The sequence below is a fragment of the Bifidobacterium scardovii JCM 12489 = DSM 13734 genome, from assembly GCF_001042635.1.
In the GTDB taxonomy this organism is placed as follows: domain Bacteria; phylum Actinomycetota; class Actinomycetes; order Actinomycetales; family Bifidobacteriaceae; genus Bifidobacterium; species Bifidobacterium scardovii.
Window position 1 is genome coordinate 834,788 of sequence record NZ_AP012331.1, and the last position, 25,640, is coordinate 860,427.

Genomic DNA, 25,640 nt, shown 5'->3' on the forward strand with positions numbered 1-25,640 from the left:
TCAAAGAGGGGAGCCAGACATAGTACACGAACTTATGGCGCGGCAGTGGTTTGTCTTGTGCGCAATTGAGTGGTGCACGCCCCCGCTGGCGGAGGGCTGTCGGCGTAGCCGGCTGGGGGCGGTCGAAAACACCACAACGCCAAGCATCCGACCGCCCTCCGGCGGCACGCGCCACCGGAGGTTTCAGTTGGCGATGTTGAAGTCGCCTCCGGTGTAGAACGAGACGACCGACTGCACGATCTGGCGGGTCATGCTCACATACGCCTCGTCATCGCGCCAGGCGACATGCGGGGTGAGGATGATGCCCGGCACGTCGCGCAGCGGATCGTCCATTGGCAACGGTTCGTGCTCGTACACGTCGAGCGCTGCGCGGATGTCGCCGCGCAGCAGGCGGGCGGTCAGGGCGCCTGGTTCGATCACTTCGGCGCGCGCCGTGTTGATGAACAGCGTTCCCGGGCGCATGCGGTCGAGGTGCTCCGGCTTGACGATGCCCGCGGTCGCCTGCAGCAGCGGCATATGCAGGCTGACGATGTCCGCGCGTTCCATGAGATCGCCCATGTCGTCGACCAGCTCGACGCCGAGTGCGTCCGCCACGGCCTGATCCGTATGCGAATTCCACGCCATCACCTGCATGCCGAATCCGTTGGCGATGCGCGCCACGGTCTGGCCGATGCCGCCGAATCCGATCAGCGCCAGCTTCTTGTCATGCAGGGCGTAGCCGTCGGCGCCGGTCCAGTCGCCTGCGCGCACCTCGGCGTTCAGGCGCCCAACCTCGCGGGCGAGTTCGAACAGCAGCGCGAAGGTGTGTTCCGCTACGGCGTGGTCGCCGTAGTGCACCACATTGCAGACGCGAATGCCGCGCCTGCGGGTTTCGGCGAGATCGATGTAGCTGGCCACGCCGGTGCCGCTGAAGGCGAAGCAGCGTACATGGCCGCTGAACCGGTCGAGCATATGGGGTGTGACATGGAAGCCGACCACCATCACCGCGCTCGCGTCGGCGGTGCGCGAGAGGATCGTGTCCTCGTCCAGGGTGTAGTCGGTGTACATGCGCACGCGCGCGATATCGTGCAATAGCGGCAGATTCGCCTTGAACGGTTCGATCATCGCATGCAGCACCACCGGCATCACGACCAGCGGCAGATCGGTGCGTTCCGGTTGCGTTTCAATGAGGGGATTGGTTTCGCTCGTGCTCATACCTGTACCCTAAACCGTCCGGTACCCGAGTGAATGCGCCGGTATGCCGAGTTGTCGGTGCGATGGGTTGTAGAGATCCTGCGATGAAACGTTATATCTTCTCTGATGTATCGTTATATCGCCGCAGAAATCATGCCGTCTTCCGATTCGCGCACCGACAACTTGAGGGTACGGCGCAAACGGGCGCCGTATGAGTCCGTGCGTCGGAGCGGGGCCCGTTTTCCGGCGGCGGGGAGGCGTCGTTCGCTTGTTCGAATGGCCGACATGCGCTATTATGAAGTTAACTTCATATGAAGTGAACTTCAGATTTGCGGCGATGCGAAGGTGGGCGCCGTTCATGCGCCGGCGGGAGGTGATGCGGGTCGATGAGGACCAAGGTTCGCGAATACCGGCGGATGGCCGGCATGACGCAACAGCAGTTGGCGGATGCCGTGGGCGTTTCGGCGCGCACGATCATCTCCATCGAGAAGGAGCAGTACAGCCCCTCGCTCATGCTCGCCTACCGCATGGCGCGGTTGTTCGGCACCAGCGTCGAGGAGTTGTGCCTGTTGGAAGACAATCTGCGCATGGAAGGCGAGGGGGAGTGAACTATGCCAGGGAGTTGGCGCTGGTGATGCTGGGAGTCGACGTTGTGTACATCGTGCATCTCGTCGCGACCTTCGTCGCGCAGCGGTATTACGAGAGCCGGATGTGAGCCGGCGTACGCATCAGTCAGGCCGGCGCCATAACCGTGCGAACTGGTTTATCGCCATGGCGTTGCGTAATTCGAAGGGTCAAGCGTAAAAGGAAGGTGTGGCATGAAAACGCGGAAGATGTCTCTGCTGGGCAATGCCGTGGCTGACATCATATTGATCGTGATCTATGCGCGGGATGTATTCCAATCGGCGGATTCGTTGCCGGTGAACGCCATTCGGATCATATGCATAGCGATGTTCGTCGTACTGGGAATCACCCACGTGCTGGGTGCGTTTTCCCCGGCGGTCCGGCTGGCGGCGGGTATCGACAAGCCCGAGGATGAGCGCGACCGGTTCATCGTGATGAAGACCAATGCGATGACGCTGCGCATCGTCGAAGGGGTGATTCTGGTATGCGGCATAGTTCTGCATTTCGTCAGCAGCGGGCTCGGCCGAGTCGAGTTGGAATACGCCGCTGTGGCCCTGTTCGCGGTGGTGCTGCTCATAACCGTGATCGGCACGGTGCTGTCCGTGTACTACCAGAAAGTGCTGTGAGGGGCGTTCATGGGCAATCCGTATGACGATGGGCGATTCATCGAGGGAATCGCAATCGATTGGGACGCCGTCGATCCTCATTCGTATGTGAGGAGGATTCCGGCGCTGCGCGCATTGGAACGATTGGACTTCGACGAGCCGGTGACTTTTCTCGTCGGCGAGAACGGCACCGGCAAGTCGACGCTGTTGGAGGCGCTCGCCGTCGCCTACGGGTTCAACGCCGAAGGCGGCACGCTGAACTACCGGTTCTCCACCTATGACGATGTCTCAGATCTCGGCGATGCCATGCGCGTCGGGCGGGGGCGCGGCAAAACGCAGTCGAGCTATTTCTTCCGTGCCGAGAGCTTCTTCAATGTGGCGACCAAGGCGCGGGAATATGGGGGTTCCGTTCCGAGATCGGCGGTACTGACGCATTTGCATGAGCGGTCTCATGGCGAGAGTTTTCTGGACTTTTTCCAAGCGTTCGGCGACCCGGGGCTCTATCTGATGGACGAGCCCGAGGCCGCCTTGTCCCCGCAGCGTCAGCTCACCCTGCTCGGGCAGCTCCATGACCGGTCCCGCCATGGCTCGCAGTTCGTCATTGCCACCCACTCGCCGATCCTGCTCGGCCTTCCCGGCGTCGCGATCCTCGATTTCGACGGCGGCGCGATACGCCCCTGCGCCTACGAGGACACCGCAAGCTACCGCGTCACCGAACTGTTCGTCAACCACCACGAGGCGGTGCTGCGTCATCTGCTTGATGAATGAGGGATGATGCCATTGCCGTGCGGCTGGACTATTGCGTCGATGGACATACGTCGGACACACGGCAATGGTGTCGATTCCTATGATCGTTGAGTCGCGGTGGCAAGTTTCGTCGCGAGTTCGGTCAGATTCATGTCGTTGGCCTTCTGCACCTGCTGATAGAGTGTATTGACCTTTGGATCGTCCCAGTCGACCAGTCCTCCGACCATGGTTCCAGTGATCGTGGCGACGGTGTCGGTGTCGTACCCTATGTTGACGGCATCAATGACGGATTGCAGGGCATCTCCTTTATTCAGCGCGATAATGCCGAATGCGCACGGCACTGCTTCGCTGATATGCAACCCGCTGCCCACAACCTCGGACAATGCGCGCAGTTTTTCGTCTTTGGCGTGACCGCTGTCTGCGATTTCCAGAGCGAGTTTGATACGGCGAATGACGCTTGGGCCGGAAACGACGCGCGACACTCGTGCCGCAATATTCTCGCCTCGGATGGCGCCGTAGACTCCCGCCGCAATGATGTCGCGATAGGTTGCGTGCTCTGCCAATCCTGCGCTGGATGCAGCGGCAGTGGCGCATGCGCCGCTAATCGCCAGTGAGTTGTCATGAGTGACCTGCGTTATGGTGACGGCGTCGGCTACTGCACCTTCGATATCGTCGGAATGCAGCATGGCGGCGGGGGCGATCTTCATCGCGGCCCCATTGGTGGCCTTGGATGCGTAGTCCACGGTCACGGCTCCGGGAAGTGGCTGCATCCTGCGGTTTGGATCCCGGTACATGGCGATCGCGGTGCGAGTTGTTGGTCCGGCGAAGCGGTCGAAGTATTTCGGCACATCGGACCAGGCCAGCATGGCCCGGATGACGGTCTCCTTGTCTATTGTTCCTTGGTTGTCCACTATCGCATTGGACAGGAACCAGATCTGGGAGAAGTCGTCAGTGCATTCCCCGGCTTCATTGCCTAGCGCGAAATTCTGTTTTCCTGGTTTCAGGAAGGTGCTTACGGGACCGTGATACATGGCCCTGATTTGATCAAAAGTGAGATTCTCGGTCGCGGCCCCCATCGAATCGCCGATCGCGGCCATGGCCAGCACTCCTTGGATTTTGTTTTCCGTAGTCATTGCAGTGTCTCCTTGCTGTTGAATGGTCTGATGCCGATTACTTGTTGATTGTTCCCATTTCGGCTTCCGGGTCCTTGACTCCGAAGATGAGCGTAAGAACCATGCCTCCGATGAACGATATGGCCAGTCCGATGATGTACGCCCACAGGGTCGGGCCGGCAAATGCCGGAATGGTGGTCAGGCCTCCGAAGACGAACGCGTTTCCGACGACGCTGAACAGTCCCATGAATGCGCCTCCCATCGCTGCGCCAAGGCATCCTGCGACTAATGGGGATTTGAATCGTACTCCCAGACCGTAGATGGCCGGCTCCACGATGCCGGAGAGCATCACGGACGCGATGGCGGTCAGTGAGAAGTTGCGTAGTGTCTTATTCCGGGACTTGAGGAAGATGGCGAATGCGGCGCCAGCCATGCCGAAATTGGCGTTGGCGCCGTACGCGATGAACGGGCTGCTGCCGGTTTTGGCGATTTCCGGGATGATGACCATGGTGTTAGGAGCCCAGTGTACGCCGAACATGATGAGAATGTTCCAAATACCGCCGGTGATGGCTCCAGTCACGATCTGGTTGATATTCGCGAGCCACGCGACTCCTGCGGCCATGCCGACGCTGATGTAATTGCCCAGGGGTCCGATAAGGAATGCGGCTAGGGGAACGAAAATGAGTAGAAGCACCGTGGGGATGACGATCATGTGCAGGCTGTTGGGGATCCGCTTCTTCAACCAGTGGTCGACCTTGGATTGCAGCCATGTGGTGATGATTGCGGGAATTACCTGGCTGGTGTAATTGAAAACCGGAATGGACAGTCCGAAGAAGCTGACGAAATTGCCGCCGTCGCCTTGAACGAGCGATATGAAGTCAGGCATGATGAGAACCCCCATAACCGCCATGGCGATGTATGGAGTCGTATCGAATCGTTTTGCGGACGTCAGGGCGACAAGTAGCGGAAGGAAATAGAAAACGCTGGTCGCGGCGAGTTTGAGGAGCAGGTTGGCATTACTGTCTTCCGGTAGAAGACCGGTTTCGTTGGCAAGAATGGTGAATCCGCGCAGTAGGCCGGAGCCGGCAAGCAAAGGCAGCAGCGGGGAGAAGATGCTGACGACGAGCGCAATGAAAGCGTTGAGCCATTTGTGTCGTTTGTTGGATTGTGGTGCGGTTTTATCTCCGGAGGTGGCGGTTTCCCCCTTGGCGGAGATTCCGTCATCCGGGACTCCGGATCGAGCCGTTTGCCATGCCGCAACAAACGCCTCGTACACCTCACCCACTGTCAGTCCGATGACGATCTGCAGGCCTGAGTCGTTGTCGGCGATACCCGCCACTTCGGGCAATGACGTTAGTCCTGGTATATCGACCTTGCTGCGATCTTTGATTTGAGGTCGAAGTCGAGTGGCGCAGTGCGTCACGGAGATGATGTTGTCGGGCCCTCCCATCAGGTCCAGCAGCCGTTCTGCGAATTGTTCGTTGTTCATGATTGTCCTCCGTGTACTTCTCTTCGTTGAGACGTTTTATCCAGTAGAACAGACCTTAAGACGTTAATACGTCTTAAGGTCTACTATTGATTGTAGGGGCAGAACGAAGAAAAGGCAACATTCGCATGGTGTTGCAGACACGCGTAATGCATGCTGTGTCGTAGTGCATGGAATACATTGGTATCCCAGCAATACTATTGACGCTACGCGTGAGGATTCGCAAATGCAGACGGCAATCAAATATCAGATCATCCATGATGAGCTGAAAGCCGAGATACTGGACGGGAAATATCGGCCGGGGGATACGTTCCCCTCGGAGCCGGAACTGCAAACTAGATTTGATGCAAGCCGTGTTACGATCCGTCGTTCGGTGCAGATGCTGGTGGATGAAGGATTCCTCAAGCGTATGCAGGGCGTCGGTACCGTGGTGATCAGCGATAAGCAGACTTTGCAGCTTAAAAACCTTGTAAGCTTTGCCGACGAGAACAAGTCTCGAAAAACATCTTCAGTTGTTGTGATGTCAGACCCGGCAATGGAGGCATCCCCTTTGGTGTGTTCGCAGCTGAATATCACGCCAGGTTCGAAGGTTGCTTGTCAGGAGAAGGTTCGTGTCGGAGAGGGGGTTCCTCTGGGATTCCAGCGAGTGTATGTTCCATCCACCATCGGTCTTACGGACAAGGAGCTTTCGCTTCCAGAGGTAAGTCTTTATGAATCGTTGTCGGCGAAGGGGCACGCTGTGTACAAGGCTGAGGAGACCATCGAAGCGGCCTTGTGCGATGATCGGTTAGCCGATCTTCTGAAGATTCAGAGCGGTACGCCGTTGCTCTACGTGCAAAGAATCACTGAGGACCGGATTGGTACCCGGGTCGAGTATGCCGAGATATATTACCGTGGGGACCAATACCACTATCGGATTCAGCTGCAGGCTCCTGATGCGGATGCAGTGCCGGAAGGCTGACAAAAAATACTTGAATGTGGTTGGAGCGTTACGCGATGCGCAGTGCCCCCGACCACATTATTGTGCTGAATTAGCGCATATCCCTGCTGGTGCCGGTATCGGTCGCGTCGCCAATCGGGGTTGACGGTCTGCATGGCTACGCCGTCGGCCATAAGCGTGAATCCGTGCTTCTGGTAGAACGTGGCGTTCTTGCTTTCCTCGGGCATGACTTCGACATACAGGTAGTCGCGGTACTTCTCCTTGACCATCTCGACCATATGGCCGGCGATGCCGCGTCCTTGGTATGCGGGGTCGACCAGCACGTAATGCATGTACGCGAGCATCGCGCCGTCGTCCAGCGTGCGCACCAGACCGACCAGGCGGTCGCCGTCCCACGCGGAGATCACCGTCGACGAGCCGAGCAGCGCCCGGTGCAGGTGTTCCGGGTATTGGCCGGACGCTCATCCGACCGACAGGAACAGCTGCTGCACCTGATCCTGCGTGAACTTCTTCTCTTCGGTGTATGTGATGTCGGTATTCGTGGTGGCCATTTGTGTATCCCCTGTGCTGTCGATGATCTGCTGGCGTATCGTGCTCCGCGCCGTACCGTGCATGCGGGTGCCGGGCGCGCTTGACCGTTCATCGTATTGCGATGCCATCCGAAGGATGAGCGCTCGTCCATATGATGGATCGCGGGTGAATTGCTTCGCTCGATCGGCTAGATATGTTATATACTTAGATATATGAACGATATAAAACATGATCCGCAGGAGGCGAGGTGGCCGGCGCTGTGGGTGCGCGCAGCCATGCGCACGGCGATTCTCGTCTGTCTTGAGGCCGGTCCGCTGCATGGGTACGCCATAGCTCTCGCGTTGGAGGGCCTTGGCTTCGGGCGGCCCAAGGGCGGTTCGCTGTATCCGATCCTCGAGGAGCTCAAATCCGCGGACGCCGTCGAGGATGAATGGGAGCAGAGCGAAGGTGGACCGGGACGCAGGGTTTACCGGCTTACCGCAGCGGGCGAAGATCGTCTGGCGCGTGAGCGCGGGCAGTGGGGTGCGATGGTTCTGGCGCTGGAAGGCGGCGGGGTCGCTCGATCCGGCGATGACGCCAAGGTCAGTGGTTGCACCGAGGCTGATGCTGCTGTCTCGGCTGATGGCATCATGCATGCTGTGTCGAGCCGGTCGCGGCGTTCGTGGCCGGTCTGATGCCGCTGTCTGCCGACGTTGCTGGTGGGGTGTTCGGCGGTCGACGATCGGCGGTGACAAGATGCGCGTATCGGCGAAGCAATCGATGATCATCATGATGGGGGATATATGACCGACAATCGATGGTCGGATTCGACCATGCGAACCATACGGGACTATGGCCGGGTTCGCGGCCGGTCCGAGGACAGCGAATGGGCGGCGGCCGCCGCCTGCGAACTCGCGGAACGGCAGCATGTCGAGGCCTTGAAGGTCGACGAGGCGCTGCTTGCCCAGCTGGATGAATTTCGTCATGGATGCGAGGGCGCTTGCCGTGCGGATAATGACCGCGGGGGCGATGGGAACGGTGTCGCCGATGGCGCTGAAGACTCCGGTGCCATTACGGTGTGCGGATCGGCTTCGGAGCGCCGCGATCGTGATGACGATGCCGTTTCGGGCGATCCGCTGCAGACCGAATATGCGTCCGCCTCCGCCGAGACGTTATTCGGGACGCCCGAGCGGTGGGCCTCCGAGCAGGCGTCACGGTGGAGCGAGGACGGCATCGATGTGTTTTCGTACGAGAAACCCGATTCGGTGCGACGTATCGTGGTCGCGGGTCTGGGCGCTTCGGCTCCGGTGTGCGCGCTGTTCTGGGTGGCCGCGCTGTGGAGTGCGGCTGGCCGTCATGCGTTGACACTGCCGTTGGCGTTCGTTCCGTCCGCGCCGATCGCCGGCGCGTTGCCGGCGGATGCGGGATTGTGGAGCGGGAACGGCATGTTCCCCATGTCTTCGCTGCTGTGGCCCCTGGCTGTAATGCTGATTTCCGGTTTGGCCACCAGTGTGTATCGCCGCGTGCTGCGGGATGTGTCATACGCATTGGCGGTGGTGACGACGGCGATCGTGGCGGTGGGTGGTGGCGTGGGATGCGCGGCCCTGACCGAGTGGCTGTTCGGCGCGCGACATGTCAACGCCGCGTGGATGCTGGCGACGGCGGTGTTCAGCGGGATCGCAAGCTGTGTGGTCGGCAGGATATGGAAGGAGCCCCGTAGGCGTGAGGGGGCCGATCCCGCGTCGAGCCCATTCGTGGATGACGCCACATGGCTGCGGGAGGTTGGGCGCCTGTTGCGAGAGCGTGGGGATATCACCGATCGCGCCGCGAGACGCATATGCCGTGATGCCCGGGACTATGCCACTGAAACCGGTTCCAGCCTGGTCTCTGAATTCGGCACGCCCGCCGAGTATGCGCATCGGCTGCGTGCGACGGCGGTCCGTGCGCGCCGGGCGCTGATGGGATGCATCTTGTCGACCGTGATGATGCTTACGCTTGTGGCGGTGCTGATTCTGCTGGCCGTGCATGGCGAATGGAGTGCGTCGTTGACCGTTCCCGCGGTGGTGTATGCCCTGATGCTCGTCGGTGTGCTATATGCGCTGATTGATGCGATTCGCGATTATCGGCGGGCCGCCATTCAGGCTTGTCGGTGATCCGTGCCGTCCGGGGCGTTCATGCGCACCCCGATCGCAGGTGCGTATCGGCCCGTTCTCGGGCTCGTGAGCGATCCGTTTTGTCTGGGGTATGGCGATTATGTCTCGGTGGGGCGGGCCTTAGCGGGGCGTTTCTTCTGGAGGATGGCGGTGGCGTCCCGCTGGTATGGCGTGGCGGGACGTTGCTGCCACAGGGTGGTGAAAGTGTCCCGTTTGGACGGCTCCGGGAGGGACGTTGCTGCCACAGGGTGGTAGGGGTGGCTCACTGGAGTAGTTGCGGCGGGGTGTTTCCGCCATGGTCTCATGGTTGTGCCTCGCTGGATCGGGTCTGGGCATGGCATTGTTTCTACGAGGTGGTGGTTGTGCTTCGCCGGGATGCGATCAGGAGTGGCCTTGCTTCTGGAGGATAGGAGGGGTGCCTCGCTGGGACTGCTATGGCGTGGTGCTTCCGATATGGTCTCATGGTCTGGCGTCGCAGGGTGGGGATGATCCTAGGCGGAGTGATGCTTCTGCAAGATAGGTGCCCTGCCTCGCGCTGGAATCCAATCCGCTCGAAGCATCGCTTATGGAAGGCCTCCGCCGGGAATCGCGGCCGAATCCGACACGCGGATGTCGTTGCGCGTGGTATCGTATGAGCCATGACCTATTTTTCATGTTGTTGTTGTCGCTGAACCGACGCCCTTAGGCGCGCGGTTGACAACGCATAACTTGAAATAGGATTCATTCTTCGCAATCCCGCAAATAGGGGCGGGGCGGCAATCATCGTGAATCGCGCATGCGGCGTGCGGCAATGCTCCATGGCTATGTTCAAGGAACATCGCATCGCAGATCGGAACGATAACGGAAACCATGCCGACCGTACCGGTCGCGCGGCATCGCTCCGGCGGATTTCGCGGTATCTCGGAATGATCGCCGGATGCTGGTCCGGAACGCTTCCGAACCGAATGAAGTGACCGGAGCCCGGCGGCAACCGCCGCAGCGCCGAAAGCGAAGAATCCTCCCGTTTCATCTGCACCTCAACCGATGAGCCCGGCGCATCAACCGGAATCCAATCGAAAAAACAACCAATCCCGGGCCCGGAACGGTACCTCGGATCGCAAGCAGCAGAAACGGAACGCATATCATGACCATCCACAACAGCCTCTCGGAACTCATCGGCAACACCCCGCTCGTCAAGCTCAACCACATTCCGCAGGCGGCGGGCGTCAAGGCCACCATCGCGGTCAAAGTGGAGTACTTCAACCCGGGCGGATCCTCCAAGGACCGCATCGCCGAGCGCATCATCGACGCGGCCGAGCGTTCCGGCCAGCTCAAGCCCGGCGGCGTGATCGTCGAGCCCACGTCCGGCAACACGGGCGTCGGCCTGGCGCTGGTAGCCCAGCAGCGCGGCTACCGCACGATCTTCACGCTGCCCGACAAGGTTTCCGAATCCAAGCGCGCGGTGCTGCGCGCCTATGGCGCTGAGGTCGTCGTGACCCCGACCGACGCCGGCCCGGACGATCCTCGCTCCTATTACCAGGTCGCCGAGCGCCTGGCCAACACGATTCCGGGAGGGTTCCGCCCGAATCAGTACGACAATCCCAACGGCCCGCTGAGCCATTACTACACCACCGGTCCGGAAATCTGGGAGGCGACCGACCACAAGGTCACGCATTTCGTGGCCGGCATCGGCACCGGCGGCACGATCTCCGGCACCGGCAAATATCTCAAGGAAGCATCGAATGGCGCGGTCACGGTGATCGGCTCCGACCCGCAAGGCTCCATCTATTCCGCCGATTCCGAGGCCGAAGTGCACCAGTACGACATCGAGGGCGTGGGCGAGGACTTCTACCCGAAGGCGTTCGACCGCAACATCACCGACGCCATCGTGCAGGTCAGCGACCGCGAGGCGTTCGAGATGACGCGTCGGCTCGCCGCCGAAGAGGGCCTGCTGGTCGGCGGGTCGTCCGGCATGGCCGTGGTCAGCGCGATCAAGTACGCGCTCGAGCACGATCTGGACGAGAACCAGACCGTCGTGCTGCTGCTGCCCGATTCCGGCCGCAGCTACCTGGAGAAGATCTTCAACGACGACTGGATGCGCGCGCACGGCTACGGCGACATCGTGGACCGCACCACCAAGCCGTCCCTCGCCGAACAGTATCTGTGATAGCGCGTTATCACCACAACCGATACCGACACCCCTGAAAAACACCCATCATCGTTTTACCCTCGAATTGAATCATCCCGAAAGGAACCAGTCATCATGACCATCTCCACCAACGCCGCAGCCCTTGCCGCAACCGCGCCCGCCACGCGCGCCATCCACGCCGGGCAGGAGCCCGATCCGACCACCGGCGCGGTCGTCACGCCGATCTACATGACCTCCACCTTCAAGCAGGACGGCGTTGGCGGATTGCGCAACGGCTATGACTACAGCCGCTCGATCAACCCGACGCGCAACTCCTTCGACGCGCAGCTCGCCTCCGTCGAGGGCGCGAAGTACTCGCTGAGCTTCTCCTCCGGACTGGCCGCGATCGACGTATTGCTGCGTTCGACGCTCAAGCCCGGCGACCGCATCCTGCTCGGCAACGACGTGTACGGCGGCACCTACCGACTGCTGTCCAAGGTGTTCGTGCCGTGGGGCATCGGCCTCGACGTGGTGGACATCACCGATACGGTGGCCGTGTCCAAGGCGCTCGAAGCCGCGCAGTACGCCTATATCTGGGTCGAGACGCCGTCGAACCCGCTGCTCAACATCACCGACATCGCGGCGACCGTCGCGGTGGCGCACGCCCATGGCGTCAAGGTGGCGGTGGACAACACCTTCGCCTCGCCCGTCCTGCAGCACCCGCTGGCCGATGGGGCCGACGTGGTGGTGTACTCGACCACCAAGTACATCGGCGGCCATTCCGACGTGGTCGGAGGAGCGGTGCTGCTCAACGACGACGAGCTGCGCGAGAAGGTGGCGTTCCTGCAGAATGCGGCCGGCGCGGTGCCTTCGCCGTTCGATTCGTGGCTGGATATCCGCGGTCTCAAGACGCTGGACCTGCGCGTCAAGCAGCACAGTCGCAACGCGCTGAAGATCGCGCAGTGGCTGGAAACCCGCCCCGAGGTGGAGCGCGTGCTGTATCCGGGCCTCGAATCGCACCCCGGCCATGAGATCGCCGCCCGACAGATGCATGGCGGTTTCGGCGGCATGGTCTCCGTGCAGATCGCGGCCGGCTTCGACGCGGCCAAGCGCTTCGTGGGCGCCACGCAGGTCTTCACGCTCGCCGAGTCGCTGGGCGGCGTGGAGTCGCTGATCGAGCACCCGGGCGCGATGACCCACGCTTCCGTGGCCGGCACCACGCTTGAAGTGCCGGCGAACCTGGTGCGTCTGTCCGTCGGCATCGAGGACGCCGACGATCTGATCGCCGACCTCGAGCAGGCGTTCAAGGCGATCTGATCGCCGTTGAAGGGGCCATTCCCCGTTGGGGGAGCGGCCCCTGGTCATGTTCGCCGCACTTCTTAGGCAGATTATCCATGTCGTAGGTAGGCGGATGAAGGGACCGCCTAACCGGCATGCCGTCGGCATGTCGGGCGACAGGCGGGGCGCTCTGGCGAGATGGCCGACCGAGGTTCGGATCGGGGCCGGGTTCGTGCCCTACACTGGAGGGCATGACAGCAAACGAGGCGGCGCTTGGCGCGCTCAAACAGTACTTCGGCTACGATTCGTTCCGGCCCGGCCAGTCCGGCTTGGTCGACGCGATCCTCGCCGGGCGCGATGCGCTCGGCGTGATGCCGACCGGCGCCGGCAAATCGGTGTGCTACCAGATCCCGGCCATGCTGCTGCCCGGCGTCACCGTCGTGATCTCGCCGTTGATCTCACTCATGCGCGATCAGGTGGATGGGCTCAACGACGCCGGCATCCCGGCCGCGTTCATCAACACCACGCAGGCCGGCGACGAGCAGGGCATGGTACTGGCCCAGGCGGCGGCCGGCGACGTCAAGCTGCTGTACGTGGCCCCCGAACGCCTGGAGACGGAGCGGTTCCGCAATTTCGCCTCGCGCGTGTCCATCTCGCTGATCGCGGTGGATGAGGCGCACTGCGTCTCGCAGTGGGGCCAGGATTTCCGCTCCTCGTATCTCGGCATCGGCGAATTCATCGCCGGCCTGCCCTCCCGCCCCATCGTCGCCGCGTTCACCGCCACCGCGACCGAGCGCGTGCGCCGCGACATCGTGTCCATGCTCGGTCTCAATAACCCGCAGATCACCGTCACCGGCTTCGACCGGGACAACCTGTATTTCGACGTGATCCGCATGGAAACCAAGCGCAAGGCCTCATGGGTGGCGCAGTACGTGGCCGAGCACGCCGACGAGTCGGGCATCGTCTACTGCGCCACGCGCAAGGAGACCGAGGCGCTGGCCGCCTCGCTCAACCATGCCGTGCCGATGCTGCGCGGCGCGGGCGCGGGCGCAGGTGCGTCCGATGCGGCGGGCGGTTCCGGGGCCGGTGTCGCAAGCGCCATGCCCAACGGCCCGGTCGCCGTCGCCTACCATGGCGGCATGTCGCCGGATGTGCGCGAGCGGGCGCAGCGCGATTTCGTCACCGACCGCGTGCCCGTGGTCGTGGCCACCAACGCGTTCGGCATGGGCATCGACAAGTCGAACGTGCGTTACGTGATCCACCACAACATGCCGGAAAGCATCGAGGCCTACTACCAGGAAGCCGGTCGCGCCGGGCGCGACGGCGAACCCAGCCGGTGCACGCTGCTGTGGAACGAGTCGGATATCGTCACGCGCCGCCGTCTGCTCGACAACGATTATGAGAACGAGCGGCTCACCCCGCAGGAGCAGGAGATCGTGCGCATGTCCAAGCGCCGCCTGCTCGACGGCATGATCGGCTACTGCCGCACCACCGAGTGCCTGCACACCTATATGACCCGGTATTTCGGCGAAACCACGCCGTGCACCACAGACGGCGGCAAATGCGCCGGCGGGTGCACGAACTGCGTCAGCACCTTCGAAACCATCGACGTGACCGACATCGCTCGGGCGATCAGCCGGTGCGTGCACGACGTCATGTACGACTTCGACGAGCAGGGGCGCCCCACGCGCATGCCCGTGCGCCAGGGACTCGGTTCGGGCAAGATCGTCGCGATCCTGCGCGGGTCGCGGGCGCAGGACCTGCTGAGCCGGGGCTTCGACCGCTGCCCCAGCTACGGGCAGCTCAAGGACGCGCCCGAGGCGCGGGTGCGCGACGTGCTCAGCCAGATGGCGACCGACGGTTTCCTGTTCATCTCCGAAGGGCGGTTGCCGATCGTGGGATTCGGCACGCGCGCGGCGCAGACCGTGGCTCCCGACTTCCACTATGAGATCAAGCGCATCGAGCGTAAGCGCGAGTCCGGCTCGCGTGCCCGGGGACTTGCCTCGGCTTCCGTGGCGGGCGATTCCGGCGTCGCGTTCGGCGCGTACGTGCCCGATGACGACGAGGAGGCGCTGTTCCAGCGTCTGCGCGAGCTGCGCCGCGACATCGCGCAGGAGATCGGCAAACCGCCGTATATCGTCTTCTCCGACAGGACGCTGCGCGATATGGCCCGCATCCGGCCCGTCACCGACGCGCAGTTCCTTGCGGTGAACGGCGTCGGCGAGAGCAAGCTGCGCCAGTACGGCAGGCGGTTCATGGAGGCGGTCGCCGCGTTCGGCGCCGCCTAGGGCGTCTGTGCCATGCGCCGGCATGCCGGCCGGATGCGAAGGGGCTGTCGGCTGCAAGTCGCCATAAGCAACGCCTATAGCCGAACGCGGAATGTTGGGTTGCGCCACGGGCCGTCCGTGGAAGAATAGATAGCTGATGCCGGCGGACGATCATACGAGCCGGTAATGAACACGAGGAGTGAAAACATGGCAGAAAAGCCCGTAGTCGAAAGCTTCCAGCTGGACCATACCAAGGTGAAGGCGCCGTACGTGCGTTACATCGACACCGAAACCGGCCCTCACGGCGACGTGATCTCGAACTATGACCTGCGCCTGACCCAGCCGAACGAGCAGGCCATCCCGACCGGCGGACTGCACACCATCGAGCACACCATCGCCGTGCTGCTGCGCGAGCGCATCCCCGGCTACATCGACTGCTCGCCGTTCGGCTGCCGCACCGGATTCCACCTGCTCACCTGGGGCGAACACTCCACCGAGGATGTGGCCAAGGCGCTCAAGGAGTCGCTGGAGTTCATCGCGTACAAGGCGACGTGGGATGACGTGCCCGCGACCACGATCGAGAGCTGCGGCAACTACCGCGACCACAGCCTGTTCACCGCCAAGGAATGGGCCAAGCAGATCCTCGAGCAGGGCATCAGCTCCGATCCGTTCGTGCGTAAGGTCGTCTGATCCGGTCGTCTGGTCCGGATCCGATCAGGATTGACGGGCGGGCCGGTCGGGCTGATCGGTTCGTCGTTTGAGCCGATGCGTCCCATGCGGGCCTCCTATGGGGTCGTGCCGCTATTGTGGCGCGGCCCTTTGTCGTTGTGAAGGGGTGATTCATGAAGGGGTGGTTCGAGGGGAGTGACTGACGAAGCGGTCGATCCGGTCCGGGCGGCCGGGACGCCGGCGGATCCGCCTGTCGGGATCCCGGTGGAACGGCGGCCCCCGATGTGCCGACGTTGTGGTAGTTTGCCGTCAGTTGTTGTTATGCGTGATATGAGGTGACCTGTGAATACCAGTGCGTCTTCCCGGCGGTTCCGCCATGCCACGATGCGTGATTTCCCGCAGATGCAGAAGATCTACGCGCATGCCAGGGAGCTGATGGCGCGCAACGGCAACCCCACGCAGTGGGGCAACGCGTTCCCGCGGGCCGAGGTGGTGCTCGACGACATCGCCAACCAGCGCACGATGCTGCTGGTCGATACGCACCACGGCCATGAGCGCATCCTCGCGCAGTTCGCGCTGTGCCCGGGGGAGGACCCGACCTACAAGACCATCGACGGGGCGTGGCTCGACGACGACACCTACGTCACCATGCACCGGGTCGCCGCGTCGGGGCTGGTCAAGCATGCGGCGCGAGACTGCATCGCATGGGCGCTGAAGCACTACGGGAACGTGCGTGCGGATACGCATCCGAACAACAAGGCCATGCAGCATGTGCTGGAGACGAGCGGATTCGCCCGCTGCGGCCTGATCCAGCTGATCGACCGGGACGCCGACACCACCCGCATCGCCTATCAGCGCCACGAATGGTAGAAGCGGTTTTCGCCTGGGCCATGTGACCGTTCTGGCTCCCCTCGCCGAGGGGAGCCAGAACGGATGCCGGCCCGAGCTCACTGGTTGAGCTTGGAGCGCTTGCGGCTGTAGCCGAAGTAGACGATCAGGCCGAGGCCGAACCACACGGCGAAGCGCAGCCAGGTCTCCCAGTTGAGGCCGGCGATGAGGATCAGGCAGAACGCGATGGCGAGGATCGGCGTGAACGGCACGCCCGGCGCGCGGAACCCGCGGTGGGTGTCAGGCTGGGTCCTGCGCATCCACAGGATGCCGGCCGAAACGATGATGAACGCGCTCAGCGTGCCGATGTTCACCAGCTCGAACAGCACGTTGATGTTGATGAATCCGCCCGCGAACGCGGTGAGCAGGCCGAAGAACCAGGTGCCCTTGAACGGCGTGCGGTACTTCGGGTGCACGTCGCCGAAGAACTTCGGGAACAGGCCGTCGCGGCTCATCGCGTAGCAGATGCGGCTCTGGCCGTACAGCTGCACGAGCATCACCGTGGTCATGCCGATCAGCGCGCCGAGGTTCACGATGAACGCGAGCCAGTTCAGCCCGGTCTCGAGGATCACGCCGGCGACCGGGGCGTCGATGAACTGCGCGAAGTCCTGGTACGGCACCACGCCGGTCATGATCAGCGTCATCACGATGTACAGCACGGTCGAAACGGCGAGCGAGATCAGGATGCCGCGCGGCAGCGTCTTGTTCGGGTTCACGGTCTCCTCGGCGGAGGACGACACGGCGTCGAAGCCGATGAAGCTGAAGAACACGATCGACGCGGCCGGCACGATGCCGTAGGGCTGGGTCGACCCGGGCTGGAACGTGTAGATGCCGTACGGGGAGAACGGCTTCCAGTTCTCCGGGTTCACGTACCACACGGTGCACACGATGAACAGCACGATGATCGCCAGCTTGATCATCACCATGATGTCGTTCGTCTTCTTGGTCTGATTGATGCCGATCGACAGCACCCAGGTGATGGCGAGCACGATCACGAATCCGGGCAGGTTGAAATACGTGGTGACGCCCGGCGTGGTGCCGTACGCCGCGGTCAGCTCGACCGGCAGATGCAGGCCGAAGCCCTCGAGCAGCTTGTTGAAATAGCCCGACCATCCGGCCGACACGGTGGCGGCTTGCAGCGCGTATTCCAGGATCAGGTCCCAGCCGATCACGAACGCGATCAGCTCGCCGAAGGCGAGGTACGCGTACGAGTACGCGGAACCGGAGACCGGTGCCATGGCGGCGAACTCCGCATAGCACAGGCCGGCGAAACCGCAGCAGACGGCGGCCAGCAGGAACGACACGGACAGCGCCGGGCCGGCGGTCAGGGCGCCCTTGCCGGTCAGCACGAAGATGCCGGTGCCGATGATCGCGCCGATGCCGAGCATCGTCAGATCGAACGTGTGCATGGTGCGTTTCAGCGGTGTGGATTCGGCGACAAGCTGATCCACGGATTTCTTACGAAGCAGATCCATGATCTTCTCTCAACGGACAGTGCGGCCGCAGAGGGGACACCGGTGCGGCCAGCAGTGGATTATTGGCTGGACCGGACGGCATTCCGGGACCCCGGCACGCCTCAACGCCGGGAATCGAGGGGTTGCCGCGGTGGAGCCGAAGCCTGCGACACCGCGCGCACAGGGGGACAGTGTACGGCAGGGCCGCGGACAACGCCGGCCATGTGGCGGAAAACGGTAAGGGAATCGTAAGGAGGCGGGGGAGCCGGGAGCGTAGCGCGGCGATTCGTCACATAGACGCGCCACAATAAGAGCCATGACGTTGAATGCAGCACCCGAATGGCACTTTTCATCCCCGGTCGGCGAGGCGAACTATCAGGCGGCCCGCCGCCGCTACCCGGCGCAGGCGATCGTAGACCTCGCCGCCATGCGCGACAACATGCGGCACTTGGTGGATGTCGTCGGCGGCCCGAATTCGGGCACGGCCGTGATGGGCGTGGTCAAGGCCGACGCGTACGGGCATGGCCTGATGGCCGGAGCGTTGGCGGCGCTCGCCGGCGGCGCGACGTGGCTGGGCACCGCGCAGTCGCACGAGGCGCTGCTGCTGCGCCGGCTCGGCATCGGGCCGGACCGCTGCCACATATTGACATGGGTATATAACGGCATGGAAGTGCCGTTCGACGAGCTGATCGATCAGGACATCGACGTGTCGGTCGGGTCGTTGCCGGGCATCGATGCGGTGGCCGCCGCGGCCCGCCGGCTCGGCAAGACGGCCCGCGTGCATGTGAAGGTCGATTCCGGGTTCGGCCGCAACGGGTTCACCGAGGAGTCCTTCGACGAGGCTCTGTCGAAGCTGGTGCCGCTGGCGAAGGAGGGTGTGCTCCATATCGTCGGGCAGTGGAGCCATCTGGCGGTGGCCGACAGCCCGGACGTGCCCGAGTTCGTGGCGTCGACGGACCGGCAGATCGAGAACTTCAAGGCGTTCACGGCGCGTATGGAAAAGGCCGGCATTCCGCCGGAGATCCGCCATCTTGCCAATACGGCGGCCACGCTGAGCCGGCCGGAGATCCATTTCGAGCTGACCCGCCCGGGCATCGGGCTGTATGGCTACGAGCCGGACCCGGCGATGGGCACGCCTCGCGACTGGCACCTCAAGCCGGCGATGACCCTGCAGGCGCAGCTCGGCACGGTCAAGGACGTGGCGGCTGGGCATGGCATCTCCTATGGGCGCACCTATCTGACGCCGGACAACACGTCCACCGCGATCGTGCCGCTCGGCTATGCGGACGGCATCCACCGCTCCGCCTCCGGATTCGACATGCAGGGCACCAAGCATGTGGAGAAGAAGGGCGGTCCGGTGCGCGTGATGACCACCGAGGGCCCGAAGCTGTACCGCGTGTCCGGCCGCGTGTGCATGGACCAGTTCATGCTGGATCTGCACGGTTCCGCCGAGAAGCTCGGCGTGCACGAGGGCGATACGGTCGAGCTGTTCGGCCCGGGCCGCGGCGAGATGTTCAACGAGCCGACCGCCGACGACTGGGGTCATGCCGCCGATACCATCAGCTACGAGATCTTCACCTGCCTGCGCAACCGCATCCCGCGCCTGTACCTGCACGCCGCCGACGTGCTGGATCCGGCGGACCTGAGCAAGCTCGACCCGGCGAGTCTGCTGTAGTGATGGAGTTGCTGTTGTGTAGTTTCCGGTAGTTTCCGGTAGTTTTTCAAGGCGCGGCCGCCGGAGGGCGCGGGCCGCGTTACGGCTTTTCCTTGGTCGGCACCGCCGGTCGGGGGAAAGCCGTTTTTTTTTGTTGTTGCCGTCGTTGTTGATTGTGTTGCGGGTGCCGATACCGCAGGTTGGCCGTGATCGGTGCCGCACATTGCGGCGTTTCGTGACTTTTTTCTAATAAGGGGGGTATTTATACCCTCCTTACAATAGTGGGCAAAGTGCGAAGTTATGAGGGTGTATCGCAAAGTTGCGGGGGTTTTAAGGGGTGGGGGTGAGAAGGGGGAAACCTGATAGGATGCCGTTCCAGAAGAACCTTCAGAGAGTCTGTGCCCGAAACAAGCGATGCGGATTCTCGCTGCACTGTAGCGCGGATGTTCCGTGCGGGAAGAGATGTGGACGGCGATGCAGAAGATTGTGGATGTGCTTGTTGCGATAGGCAAGGTATGCAAGGGTGCTGCCGCCAAGGTGATCGCCCTGGTGGCCACGATGGCGATGATTGGCGCGGTCGCCGGCGTGAGCGCCACCGCCGTCGCGCAGGATCTGACCTCCGGCGACGATGCCAGCGTCCAGACGGATGCCAGCGCCGTCGCGCAGGCCGGTGATGCGGCCGCGCAGGACGATCAGTCCGCAACGACGGACGAGGCCACGACTGGCGAAGCCGCCGCGGATGACACGACCGTGGCTGACGACAAAGCCGCTGGCGATACGACCGCCCAGCAGTCCGACACGGCGCAAGGCGAGGCCTCGAACAAGGAAGCGGCTGCCGAAACGCTTGCGCTGAAGCCTGAGGCGCAGGCGGCGGATGATACCGAAGATCTGGGCGCTCCGACCCATCGCAAGTACATCAAGTACAACAACGACGGCACATATTGGCTGAGCCTTGACGTGACCGGCGCTTCCCGTGCGAGTACCGAGGAAAAGCATCAGCCCGTCGACGTGGTGCTGGTCATGGACTCTTCCGGAAGCATGGCGTCGTGTACGGATACGCGACAGGATCATCAGGGTAACTATTACTGCGCTGCCTATGCCAGCCCTTCTCGTTGGGATATCGCCACGTCCGCGGCTACGACATTGGCTCAGGAATTGCTTACCTCTGAGAACGCTGCCCTTCCTGAAGCGGAACAAGTGAAGATGTCAGTGGTGGACTTTGACACTGCATCGACCATTAAGCGGTTCGGGCAAAGCAGTTGGACGACTTCCGCCCAGGATGTCGTTGATTCCTTTGGCACGATGGATGCCACGTACGCCAATGGCGGAGGCACCAATTGGGAAGCTGCGCTGAGTAACGCAAATTCTCTGAGCAGCAACCGCGCAGGGACGAAGAAGTACATCATCTTCGTCTCGGATGGTACGCCGACTTTCCGCAATAGTTCCATGGGTACCAGCTGTCCTAACCGTCGGGACGAGGAATGCGGTAGCTATAGTAGCAATGGTGTATACGGCAATGGCCAGAATGACAACAATGGTAAGAACTACGACGCCGCCGTCAACGTCGCCAACAATCGTTCCGGCGCCACGCTGTATGCGGTGAGCACCGGCTCCGAGGCGAATGTGAAGATGGAGCAGTTCGCCAAGGAAATCCAGCCTGCCGGTACCTTCTTCGATGGCACGGATGCGGACAAGCTTGCCGCTGCATTCGATTCCATCGTCGAAGAGATCAACAAGAACTCCACCTATCAGGATGTGCTGATCAGGGACACGCTGTCCGGATATGCGGTGTCGACCGATGCGCAGGGTGGTACCGGATATGTGACGTCGGCGTCCGCACGCGATCAGGATGGCACCGATGTATCGAAGACCGATCCGGCTGCCACGAAGATGCATGTGGACTATAACCAGACATCCAAGCAGCTGTCGCTGAGCTTCGACGCAGGCACCAAGCTCAGCCCTGATGTCACATATACCGTGTCGATTCTGCTGAAACCGTCCGACGATGCGTACCAGTACTTCATCGAGCACTCCGGCCAATACCCGAACACCGGTGATCAAGGCACCGACGCGGAAGGCAATGACACCAGCTCCGGCAAGCCTGGCTTCTTCTCCAATGCTGAGAACCAGGCGAATGTGTACTACAAGGTGGTCACCAACGTGAATGGCCAGGAAACCGTAGGTGAGCAGCAAAGCTCCGCATACGACAGACCGGTCATTCAGGTGAAGGTGCCCAGCCTGACGCTGACGAAGGGCGTGGATAACGCCAATGCCGGCAAGTATGGCGCTGATGCATCCAATTGGAAGCTGTCCGCGCTGAAGAACGGTGGGGCCTACGGCATCAATCCCACGAATCCGTCCGGTGAAGCCGTTGCTGATGGCGCCGTGTCCAAGAAGTCCGTGGTCAAGACGCTGCTGGCTCCCGGAACCTACACGCTGAGCGAAGCCGCTGACTCCGCGAGCGGTTATCAGTACTTCGGCGGCTACACCGAAGGCGATTGGTCATGCGTGGATGCCAACGGCAATACGGTCAAGGTCACCAAGAAAATCGATGGTACCCAGACCGTGAACCTGGCACAGGGGACCGATGTCACCTGCACGGTGGTCAATACCGCCAAGCCGGGGTCGATCGCGTGGCAGAAGGTCGCGGCGAACGACACGAACAAAACGCTCAAGGATTCCGAGTGGAAGCTGACCAGCACCGATGTGGCCGGTTTCGCCGACATGACCGTGGTCGATGACGGGAACAACGATGCGGCGGCCAGCCAGCCCGGCTCGTTGAAGGTCACCGGCCTCAAGTGGGGCGAGTACACGCTGGAGGAGACCAAGGCGCCGGCCGGCTACCAGCCTTCCAACAAGACCTACACGGTCACGGTGCTGCCCGCGGGCGATGCGACGGCTGATGCCGAATTCACGGTCGATGCGGTCGAGGGCGGCAAGATCACCAACAAGTTGGTCGCGGTCTCCTCCCTGCCGCTTACCGGTGGCACGACCGGCCGCGACTGGCTGATCTACGGCGGCGGCATGGGCCTGGCGGCCCTGCTCGCCGGTGCCGGCTACACCATCTGGCGCAAGCGCCAGTTGGTGTGATCTTCACCGCACCCGCCGGCGATAGCCGGATTGGGGTGGTCTTGGCTCCCCTCTGTGAGGGGAGCTGGCCGCCGCAGGCGGACTGAGGGGAGCGAAGGTTCCTAGTGGTCCGAAAAGTTAATAAGGATTTGCGGATCGCAGAGGCTTGTGTGGTCTCGGCCTTTCGCGATTGCAGAAAACAGTAGGAAATAACAAGTAAGGAAGAGAGGATTTCTCATGAGGATGAGGAAACTTTTCGCAGGCGTCGTCGCTGCGGCGACGATGCTGGGTGGTCTGGCCCTCGGCGCCTCCACCGCCAACGCGGATGAGACTACGGATGCGACCGTCACGGTCAAGTCCGCTCAGCCGGGTCACACGTACACCGCGTACAAGTTCGCGACGTTCGCCAACCCTGTCGCGAGCGACACGGAGGGCACGCTTGCCAGCGTCAATGTGAATGTCGCTGACGCGTCGTGGAACACCGCGATCAAGACTGCACTGGACAAGGATGCATCGACGACGCCGTCCGCCGGGGATGCGGCCCTGTACGCGAACAACTTCGCCGCTTACGTGGCGACGTTCGATGCCGCCAAGCTGCGCACGTTCGCGAACAACTTCGCGCTGCCGACTCCCGCTCCGACCGCTGCGGGTTCCGTGACGAATGACGGCACGGAGGCTGCGGACAAGGCCATTTCCACTGGTCTGACCGAGGGCTGGTATTTCGTCTTCGATACGCTTAACGGCAAGGCGGCTGGCCCGCTCGGCGTGGTCGCCACGCAGATCACCGATTCGGCGGCTTCCAAGACCTATACGAAGTTCACTCTGGACGAAGACGCCACCACGGGTCAGACCCCGGTTCAGGATGCCCTTGGCGAGATGGTCGCCAAGGCCCAGGTCCCGGACCAGCCCAAGAAGGAAGTCTCCGGTGACACTGAGGGCACCGCGAAGGTCGGTCAGGAGCTGACCTACAAGGTCACCGCCGCCGCGCCGAAGAACCTTGCCTCGTATGAGTCGTACGACTTCACTTTCACCGATGTTCCGGACACTGGCCTGACCCTCGCCGCGGGCACAGCGAGCACGCTGACCGTCAACGGCTTGAAGCTCTCCGAGTTCGTTGCGCCGGCTACGGCTACGGCCAGCGACAACCTGACCGCCGGGTTCGACGGCAACGGCGCCACTGCGTTCACCGTGACGCTGAACAAGGCCGCCATCGAGCAGGCCCTTGCGAAGGACTCGAAGAAACTGGTGCTGTCCTACACGGCGACCGTCAACGAGTCCGCGGTGGACAAGGTCACCAACAAGGCGACCGTGACCACCAACTCCGGTACCTCCGGTGAAGGCACGACGACCACGTACGTCGGCGACTTCAACTTCAAGAAGATCGGTGTCGACGGCGACAAGGACGGTCTGGCCGGCGCCGAGTTCGAAGTGTACGCCACGGACGCCAGCGGCAAGGAGACCGGTGCTGCGCTTAAGTTCACGGGCAGCAACGGCGTGTACGTGCTGGCTAAGGACCAGACGACCGGTACTTCGACCCTGACCTCCTCCAACGGAACCGATAACAAGGGTACCGTCAAGGTGAACGGTCTTGCCAAGGGCACGTACGTGGTCAAGGAGACCAAGGCGCCGACCGGTTACGCCCAGAACTTCAAGGTCACCTTCAAGGTCACCATTGATGCGAAGGGTAACGCCACGTTTGCGAAGGATGCCCTCGGCCAGGTGCAGGGTACTGCGGATGGTTCCAGCGTGCTGAACGTGAAGACTCTCTCCCAGCTGCCGCTGACCGGTGCCGCCGGCACCGCGCTGTTCACGGTGATCGGCCTGCTGCTGGCCGGTGCCGCCGCGACCGTGGCGCTCAAGTCCCGCGAGACCAAGCGCGCCCTGCGTGCCTGATCCGTGTCAGTGACATGAGCGTCGACCGGCGTTCATGACACAGGGGTGGGCTCGCCTTACCAGGCAAGCCCACCCCTTTCGCATAGCTTCACAACCCCCATTATCAAACCCCGTTATCGGGGAATAGGCTGGCATCGGGGCCATCCCACCCCATAATGATTACAGTCAGTATCACAGGCGCTACCAGGCGGTGACGGCGGAACGGCGTCGCCAAAGCGGAGCGGGGCGGTATTGCCCGATCCGTGTAAGGAGGATGCATGAAAACCGGTGAGTTCACCAATGAGGAGATCGCGTATCTGCGTTCGTTGCCGGCGGTGTCGCGGGTGACGAACGGGCGCATCCGCTATACCGAGGACTTCCGGCGGGAATGCATGCGCCGGTACGCGGCGGGGGAGTCTCCGGCCAAGATCTTCCACGAGGCCGGTCTGGATTCCTCCCTGATCGGATACAAACGCATCGAACGGTGCATTTCCCGCTGGCGTGATTCCTCGGTGTCCGCGACCGCCGCCGCGGATACCGGTGAGCCTAAGGACGACGAATCGGCGCGCGGCTTCTCGCCGAGCCTGCATCTGCGCTCGGGCAAGCGTGACCTGCGCGATCTGCTGATCGCTCAGCAGGTGCGTCGCATCGACGAACTGGAACGGGAAGTGGCCCAGCTGCATGCGTGGATCGACGGACGGTACCACGGTTCGGATGACGGAACTGTCGTGACGGGTGACCTGTCTGTGCCGTCTGTGCCGACTACGGCGATTGCGCCGCGCGGAGCGACGGCATCGGCGCCGGTTCGGTCGGTGGATTCGACGCTGTCCGATGCCGACGGCCGTGACGGCTCCGTAGCGCCGGTCAATGCGCCGGTCAATGCGCCGGTCGATGCGCCGGTCGATGCGCCGAACGCGCCGTGGTGAGCGTCATGCGGCAAACGATCTTGCTCCGGTGTACCCCGATCAGGAATAACGCCGTCATACCCCCTCCACCATGCGCATGAGTGATGCGCGTCATCCCCGTCGGCCC

19 protein-coding genes and 1 pseudogene are annotated in these 25,640 nt (G+C 62.4%); 15 read left to right on the forward strand and 5 right to left on the reverse strand.

Annotation, left to right across the window (positions count from 1 at the left end; all coding sequences use genetic code 11):
- Window positions 1-183: 183 nt before the first annotated feature.
- On the reverse strand, window positions 184-1,194 hold the full coding sequence (locus BBSC_RS03445) for a D-2-hydroxyacid dehydrogenase family protein (protein ID WP_033519344.1): 1,011 nt from the start codon (window positions 1,192-1,194) through the stop codon (window positions 184-186).
- A gap of 365 nt (window positions 1,195-1,559) precedes the next feature.
- On the opposite strand from BBSC_RS03445, the gene BBSC_RS03450 reads away from it, so the two are divergent.
- The 3 genes from BBSC_RS03450 to BBSC_RS03460 all read left to right on the forward strand — a co-directional run bounded on the left by BBSC_RS03450 (window position 1,560) and on the right by BBSC_RS03460 (window position 3,170).
- The gene (locus BBSC_RS03450; protein WP_033519343.1) at window positions 1,560-1,781 is read left to right on the forward strand and encodes a helix-turn-helix transcriptional regulator; all 222 of its coding nucleotides are present in this window, start codon (window positions 1,560-1,562) and stop codon (window positions 1,779-1,781) included.
- Window positions 1,782-1,991: 210 nt separating this feature from the next.
- Window positions 1,992-2,423, forward strand: a complete 432-nt coding sequence (locus BBSC_RS03455) for a hypothetical protein (RefSeq protein WP_033519342.1) — start codon at window positions 1,992-1,994, stop codon at window positions 2,421-2,423.
- Window positions 2,424-2,432: 9 nt separating this feature from the next.
- Window positions 2,433-3,170: an AAA family ATPase gene (locus BBSC_RS03460; RefSeq protein WP_033519341.1), complete on the forward strand. Its 738-nt coding sequence runs from the start codon at window positions 2,433-2,435 to the stop codon at window positions 3,168-3,170.
- A gap of 77 nt (window positions 3,171-3,247) precedes the next feature.
- On the opposite strand, the gene BBSC_RS03465 is transcribed toward BBSC_RS03460, so the two are convergent.
- A complete protein-coding gene (locus BBSC_RS03465) occupies window positions 3,248-4,282 on the reverse strand; it encodes an ADP-ribosylglycohydrolase family protein (RefSeq protein ID WP_033519340.1) in 1,035 nt (344 codons plus the stop codon).
- 37 nt (window positions 4,283-4,319) lie between these two features.
- Entirely contained in the window at window positions 4,320-5,750 is a 1,431-nt protein-coding gene (locus BBSC_RS03470) for a PTS transporter subunit EIIC (protein WP_033519339.1), read from the reverse strand.
- Window positions 5,751-5,973: 223 nt separating this feature from the next.
- Between BBSC_RS03470 and BBSC_RS03475 the strand changes: the two genes are divergently transcribed.
- Window positions 5,974-6,708: a GntR family transcriptional regulator gene (locus BBSC_RS03475; RefSeq protein ID WP_033519338.1), complete on the forward strand. Its 735-nt coding sequence runs from the start codon at window positions 5,974-5,976 to the stop codon at window positions 6,706-6,708.
- Window positions 6,709-6,815: 107 nt separating this feature from the next.
- Here the strand turns inward: BBSC_RS03475 and BBSC_RS14400 are convergent.
- Window positions 6,816-7,238: pseudogene (locus tag BBSC_RS14400) on the reverse strand (GNAT family N-acetyltransferase); the annotation flags it as partial.
- A gap of 192 nt (window positions 7,239-7,430) precedes the next feature.
- Between BBSC_RS14400 and BBSC_RS03485 the strand changes: the two are divergent.
- The 7 genes from BBSC_RS03485 (at window position 7,431) to BBSC_RS03515 (ending at window position 16,541) form a co-directional block, all read left to right on the forward strand.
- Complete coding sequence (locus tag BBSC_RS03485; protein WP_081893050.1) at window positions 7,431-7,892, forward strand: PadR family transcriptional regulator; 462 nt, start codon at window positions 7,431-7,433, stop codon at window positions 7,890-7,892.
- A 108-nt stretch (window positions 7,893-8,000) separates the two neighbouring features.
- Window positions 8,001-9,350 carry a hypothetical protein gene (locus BBSC_RS03490; RefSeq protein ID WP_033519337.1) on the forward strand — a complete coding sequence of 450 codons (1,350 nt, stop codon included), beginning with the start codon at window positions 8,001-8,003 and terminating at the stop codon, window positions 9,348-9,350.
- Window positions 9,351-10,473: 1,123 nt separating this feature from the next.
- On the forward strand, window positions 10,474-11,496 hold the full coding sequence (locus BBSC_RS03495; protein WP_033519336.1) for a pyridoxal-phosphate dependent enzyme: 1,023 nt from the start codon (window positions 10,474-10,476) through the stop codon (window positions 11,494-11,496).
- 96 nt (window positions 11,497-11,592) lie between these two features.
- Window positions 11,593-12,774 (forward strand): cystathionine gamma-synthase, encoded by a 1,182-nt coding sequence (locus tag BBSC_RS03500; protein ID WP_033519335.1) that lies wholly within the window; start codon window positions 11,593-11,595, stop codon window positions 12,772-12,774.
- A 212-nt stretch (window positions 12,775-12,986) separates the two neighbouring features.
- Window positions 12,987-15,023 carry a RecQ family ATP-dependent DNA helicase gene (locus BBSC_RS03505; RefSeq protein WP_033519334.1) on the forward strand — a complete coding sequence of 679 codons (2,037 nt, stop codon included), beginning with the start codon at window positions 12,987-12,989 and terminating at the stop codon, window positions 15,021-15,023.
- A gap of 186 nt (window positions 15,024-15,209) precedes the next feature.
- Entirely contained in the window at window positions 15,210-15,692 is a 483-nt protein-coding gene (locus tag BBSC_RS03510) for an S-ribosylhomocysteine lyase (protein ID WP_033519332.1), read from the forward strand.
- Window positions 15,693-16,055: 363 nt separating this feature from the next.
- A complete protein-coding gene (locus BBSC_RS03515; protein ID WP_046726090.1) occupies window positions 16,056-16,541 on the forward strand; it encodes a histone acetyltransferase in 486 nt (161 codons plus the stop codon).
- A gap of 77 nt (window positions 16,542-16,618) precedes the next feature.
- Here BBSC_RS03515 and BBSC_RS03520 read toward each other — a convergent pair whose 3' ends face one another.
- On the reverse strand, window positions 16,619-18,034 hold the full coding sequence (locus BBSC_RS03520) for an amino acid permease (protein WP_033519330.1): 1,416 nt from the start codon (window positions 18,032-18,034) through the stop codon (window positions 16,619-16,621).
- Window positions 18,035-18,329: 295 nt separating this feature from the next.
- Here BBSC_RS03520 and alr point away from each other — a divergent pair, with 295 nt between their 5' ends.
- The 4 genes from alr to BBSC_RS14160 all read left to right on the forward strand — a co-directional run bounded on the left by alr (window position 18,330) and on the right by BBSC_RS14160 (window position 25,534).
- Window positions 18,330-19,688 carry an alanine racemase gene (alr, locus tag BBSC_RS03525; RefSeq protein WP_033519329.1) on the forward strand — a complete coding sequence of 453 codons (1,359 nt, stop codon included), beginning with the start codon at window positions 18,330-18,332 and terminating at the stop codon, window positions 19,686-19,688.
- Window positions 19,689-20,117: 429 nt separating this feature from the next.
- Window positions 20,118-22,757 carry a DUF7604 domain-containing protein gene (locus BBSC_RS03530; RefSeq protein WP_144414403.1) on the forward strand — a complete coding sequence of 880 codons (2,640 nt, stop codon included), beginning with the start codon at window positions 20,118-20,120 and terminating at the stop codon, window positions 22,755-22,757.
- A 222-nt stretch (window positions 22,758-22,979) separates the two neighbouring features.
- The gene (locus tag BBSC_RS03535) at window positions 22,980-24,629 is read left to right on the forward strand and encodes a SpaH/EbpB family LPXTG-anchored major pilin (protein ID WP_051923264.1); all 1,650 of its coding nucleotides are present in this window, start codon (window positions 22,980-22,982) and stop codon (window positions 24,627-24,629) included.
- Window positions 24,630-24,886: 257 nt separating this feature from the next.
- The gene (locus tag BBSC_RS14160) at window positions 24,887-25,534 is read left to right on the forward strand and encodes a hypothetical protein (RefSeq protein ID WP_051923263.1); all 648 of its coding nucleotides are present in this window, start codon (window positions 24,887-24,889) and stop codon (window positions 25,532-25,534) included.
- Window positions 25,535-25,640: the final 106 nt, after the last annotated feature.

Coding starts and splice junctions, on each gene's coding strand:
- BBSC_RS03445 (WP_033519344.1), bottom strand. CDS start 1,194: ATGAGCACGAGCGAAACCAATCCCCTCATTGAAACGCAACCGGAACGC.
- BBSC_RS03450 (WP_033519343.1), top strand. CDS start 1,560: ATGAGGACCAAGGTTCGCGAATACCGGCGGATGGCCGGCATGACGCAA.
- BBSC_RS03455 (WP_033519342.1), top strand. CDS start 1,992: ATGAAAACGCGGAAGATGTCTCTGCTGGGCAATGCCGTGGCTGACATC.
- BBSC_RS03460 (WP_033519341.1), top strand. CDS start 2,433: ATGGGCAATCCGTATGACGATGGGCGATTCATCGAGGGAATCGCAATC.
- BBSC_RS03465 (WP_033519340.1), bottom strand. CDS start 4,282: ATGACTACGGAAAACAAAATCCAAGGAGTGCTGGCCATGGCCGCGATC.
- BBSC_RS03470 (WP_033519339.1), bottom strand. CDS start 5,750: ATGAACAACGAACAATTCGCAGAACGGCTGCTGGACCTGATGGGAGGG.
- BBSC_RS03475 (WP_033519338.1), top strand. CDS start 5,974: ATGCAGACGGCAATCAAATATCAGATCATCCATGATGAGCTGAAAGCC.
- BBSC_RS03485 (WP_081893050.1), top strand. CDS start 7,431: ATGAACGATATAAAACATGATCCGCAGGAGGCGAGGTGGCCGGCGCTG.
- BBSC_RS03490 (WP_033519337.1), top strand. CDS start 8,001: ATGACCGACAATCGATGGTCGGATTCGACCATGCGAACCATACGGGAC.
- BBSC_RS03495 (WP_033519336.1), top strand. CDS start 10,474: ATGACCATCCACAACAGCCTCTCGGAACTCATCGGCAACACCCCGCTC.
- BBSC_RS03500 (WP_033519335.1), top strand. CDS start 11,593: ATGACCATCTCCACCAACGCCGCAGCCCTTGCCGCAACCGCGCCCGCC.
- BBSC_RS03505 (WP_033519334.1), top strand. CDS start 12,987: ATGACAGCAAACGAGGCGGCGCTTGGCGCGCTCAAACAGTACTTCGGC.
- BBSC_RS03510 (WP_033519332.1), top strand. CDS start 15,210: ATGGCAGAAAAGCCCGTAGTCGAAAGCTTCCAGCTGGACCATACCAAG.
- BBSC_RS03515 (WP_046726090.1), top strand. CDS start 16,056: ATGCGTGATTTCCCGCAGATGCAGAAGATCTACGCGCATGCCAGGGAG.
- BBSC_RS03520 (WP_033519330.1), bottom strand. CDS start 18,034: ATGGATCTGCTTCGTAAGAAATCCGTGGATCAGCTTGTCGCCGAATCC.
- alr (WP_033519329.1), top strand. CDS start 18,330: ATGACGTTGAATGCAGCACCCGAATGGCACTTTTCATCCCCGGTCGGC.
- BBSC_RS03535 (WP_051923264.1), top strand. CDS start 22,980: ATGAGGAAACTTTTCGCAGGCGTCGTCGCTGCGGCGACGATGCTGGGT.
- BBSC_RS14160 (WP_051923263.1), top strand. CDS start 24,887: ATGAAAACCGGTGAGTTCACCAATGAGGAGATCGCGTATCTGCGTTCG.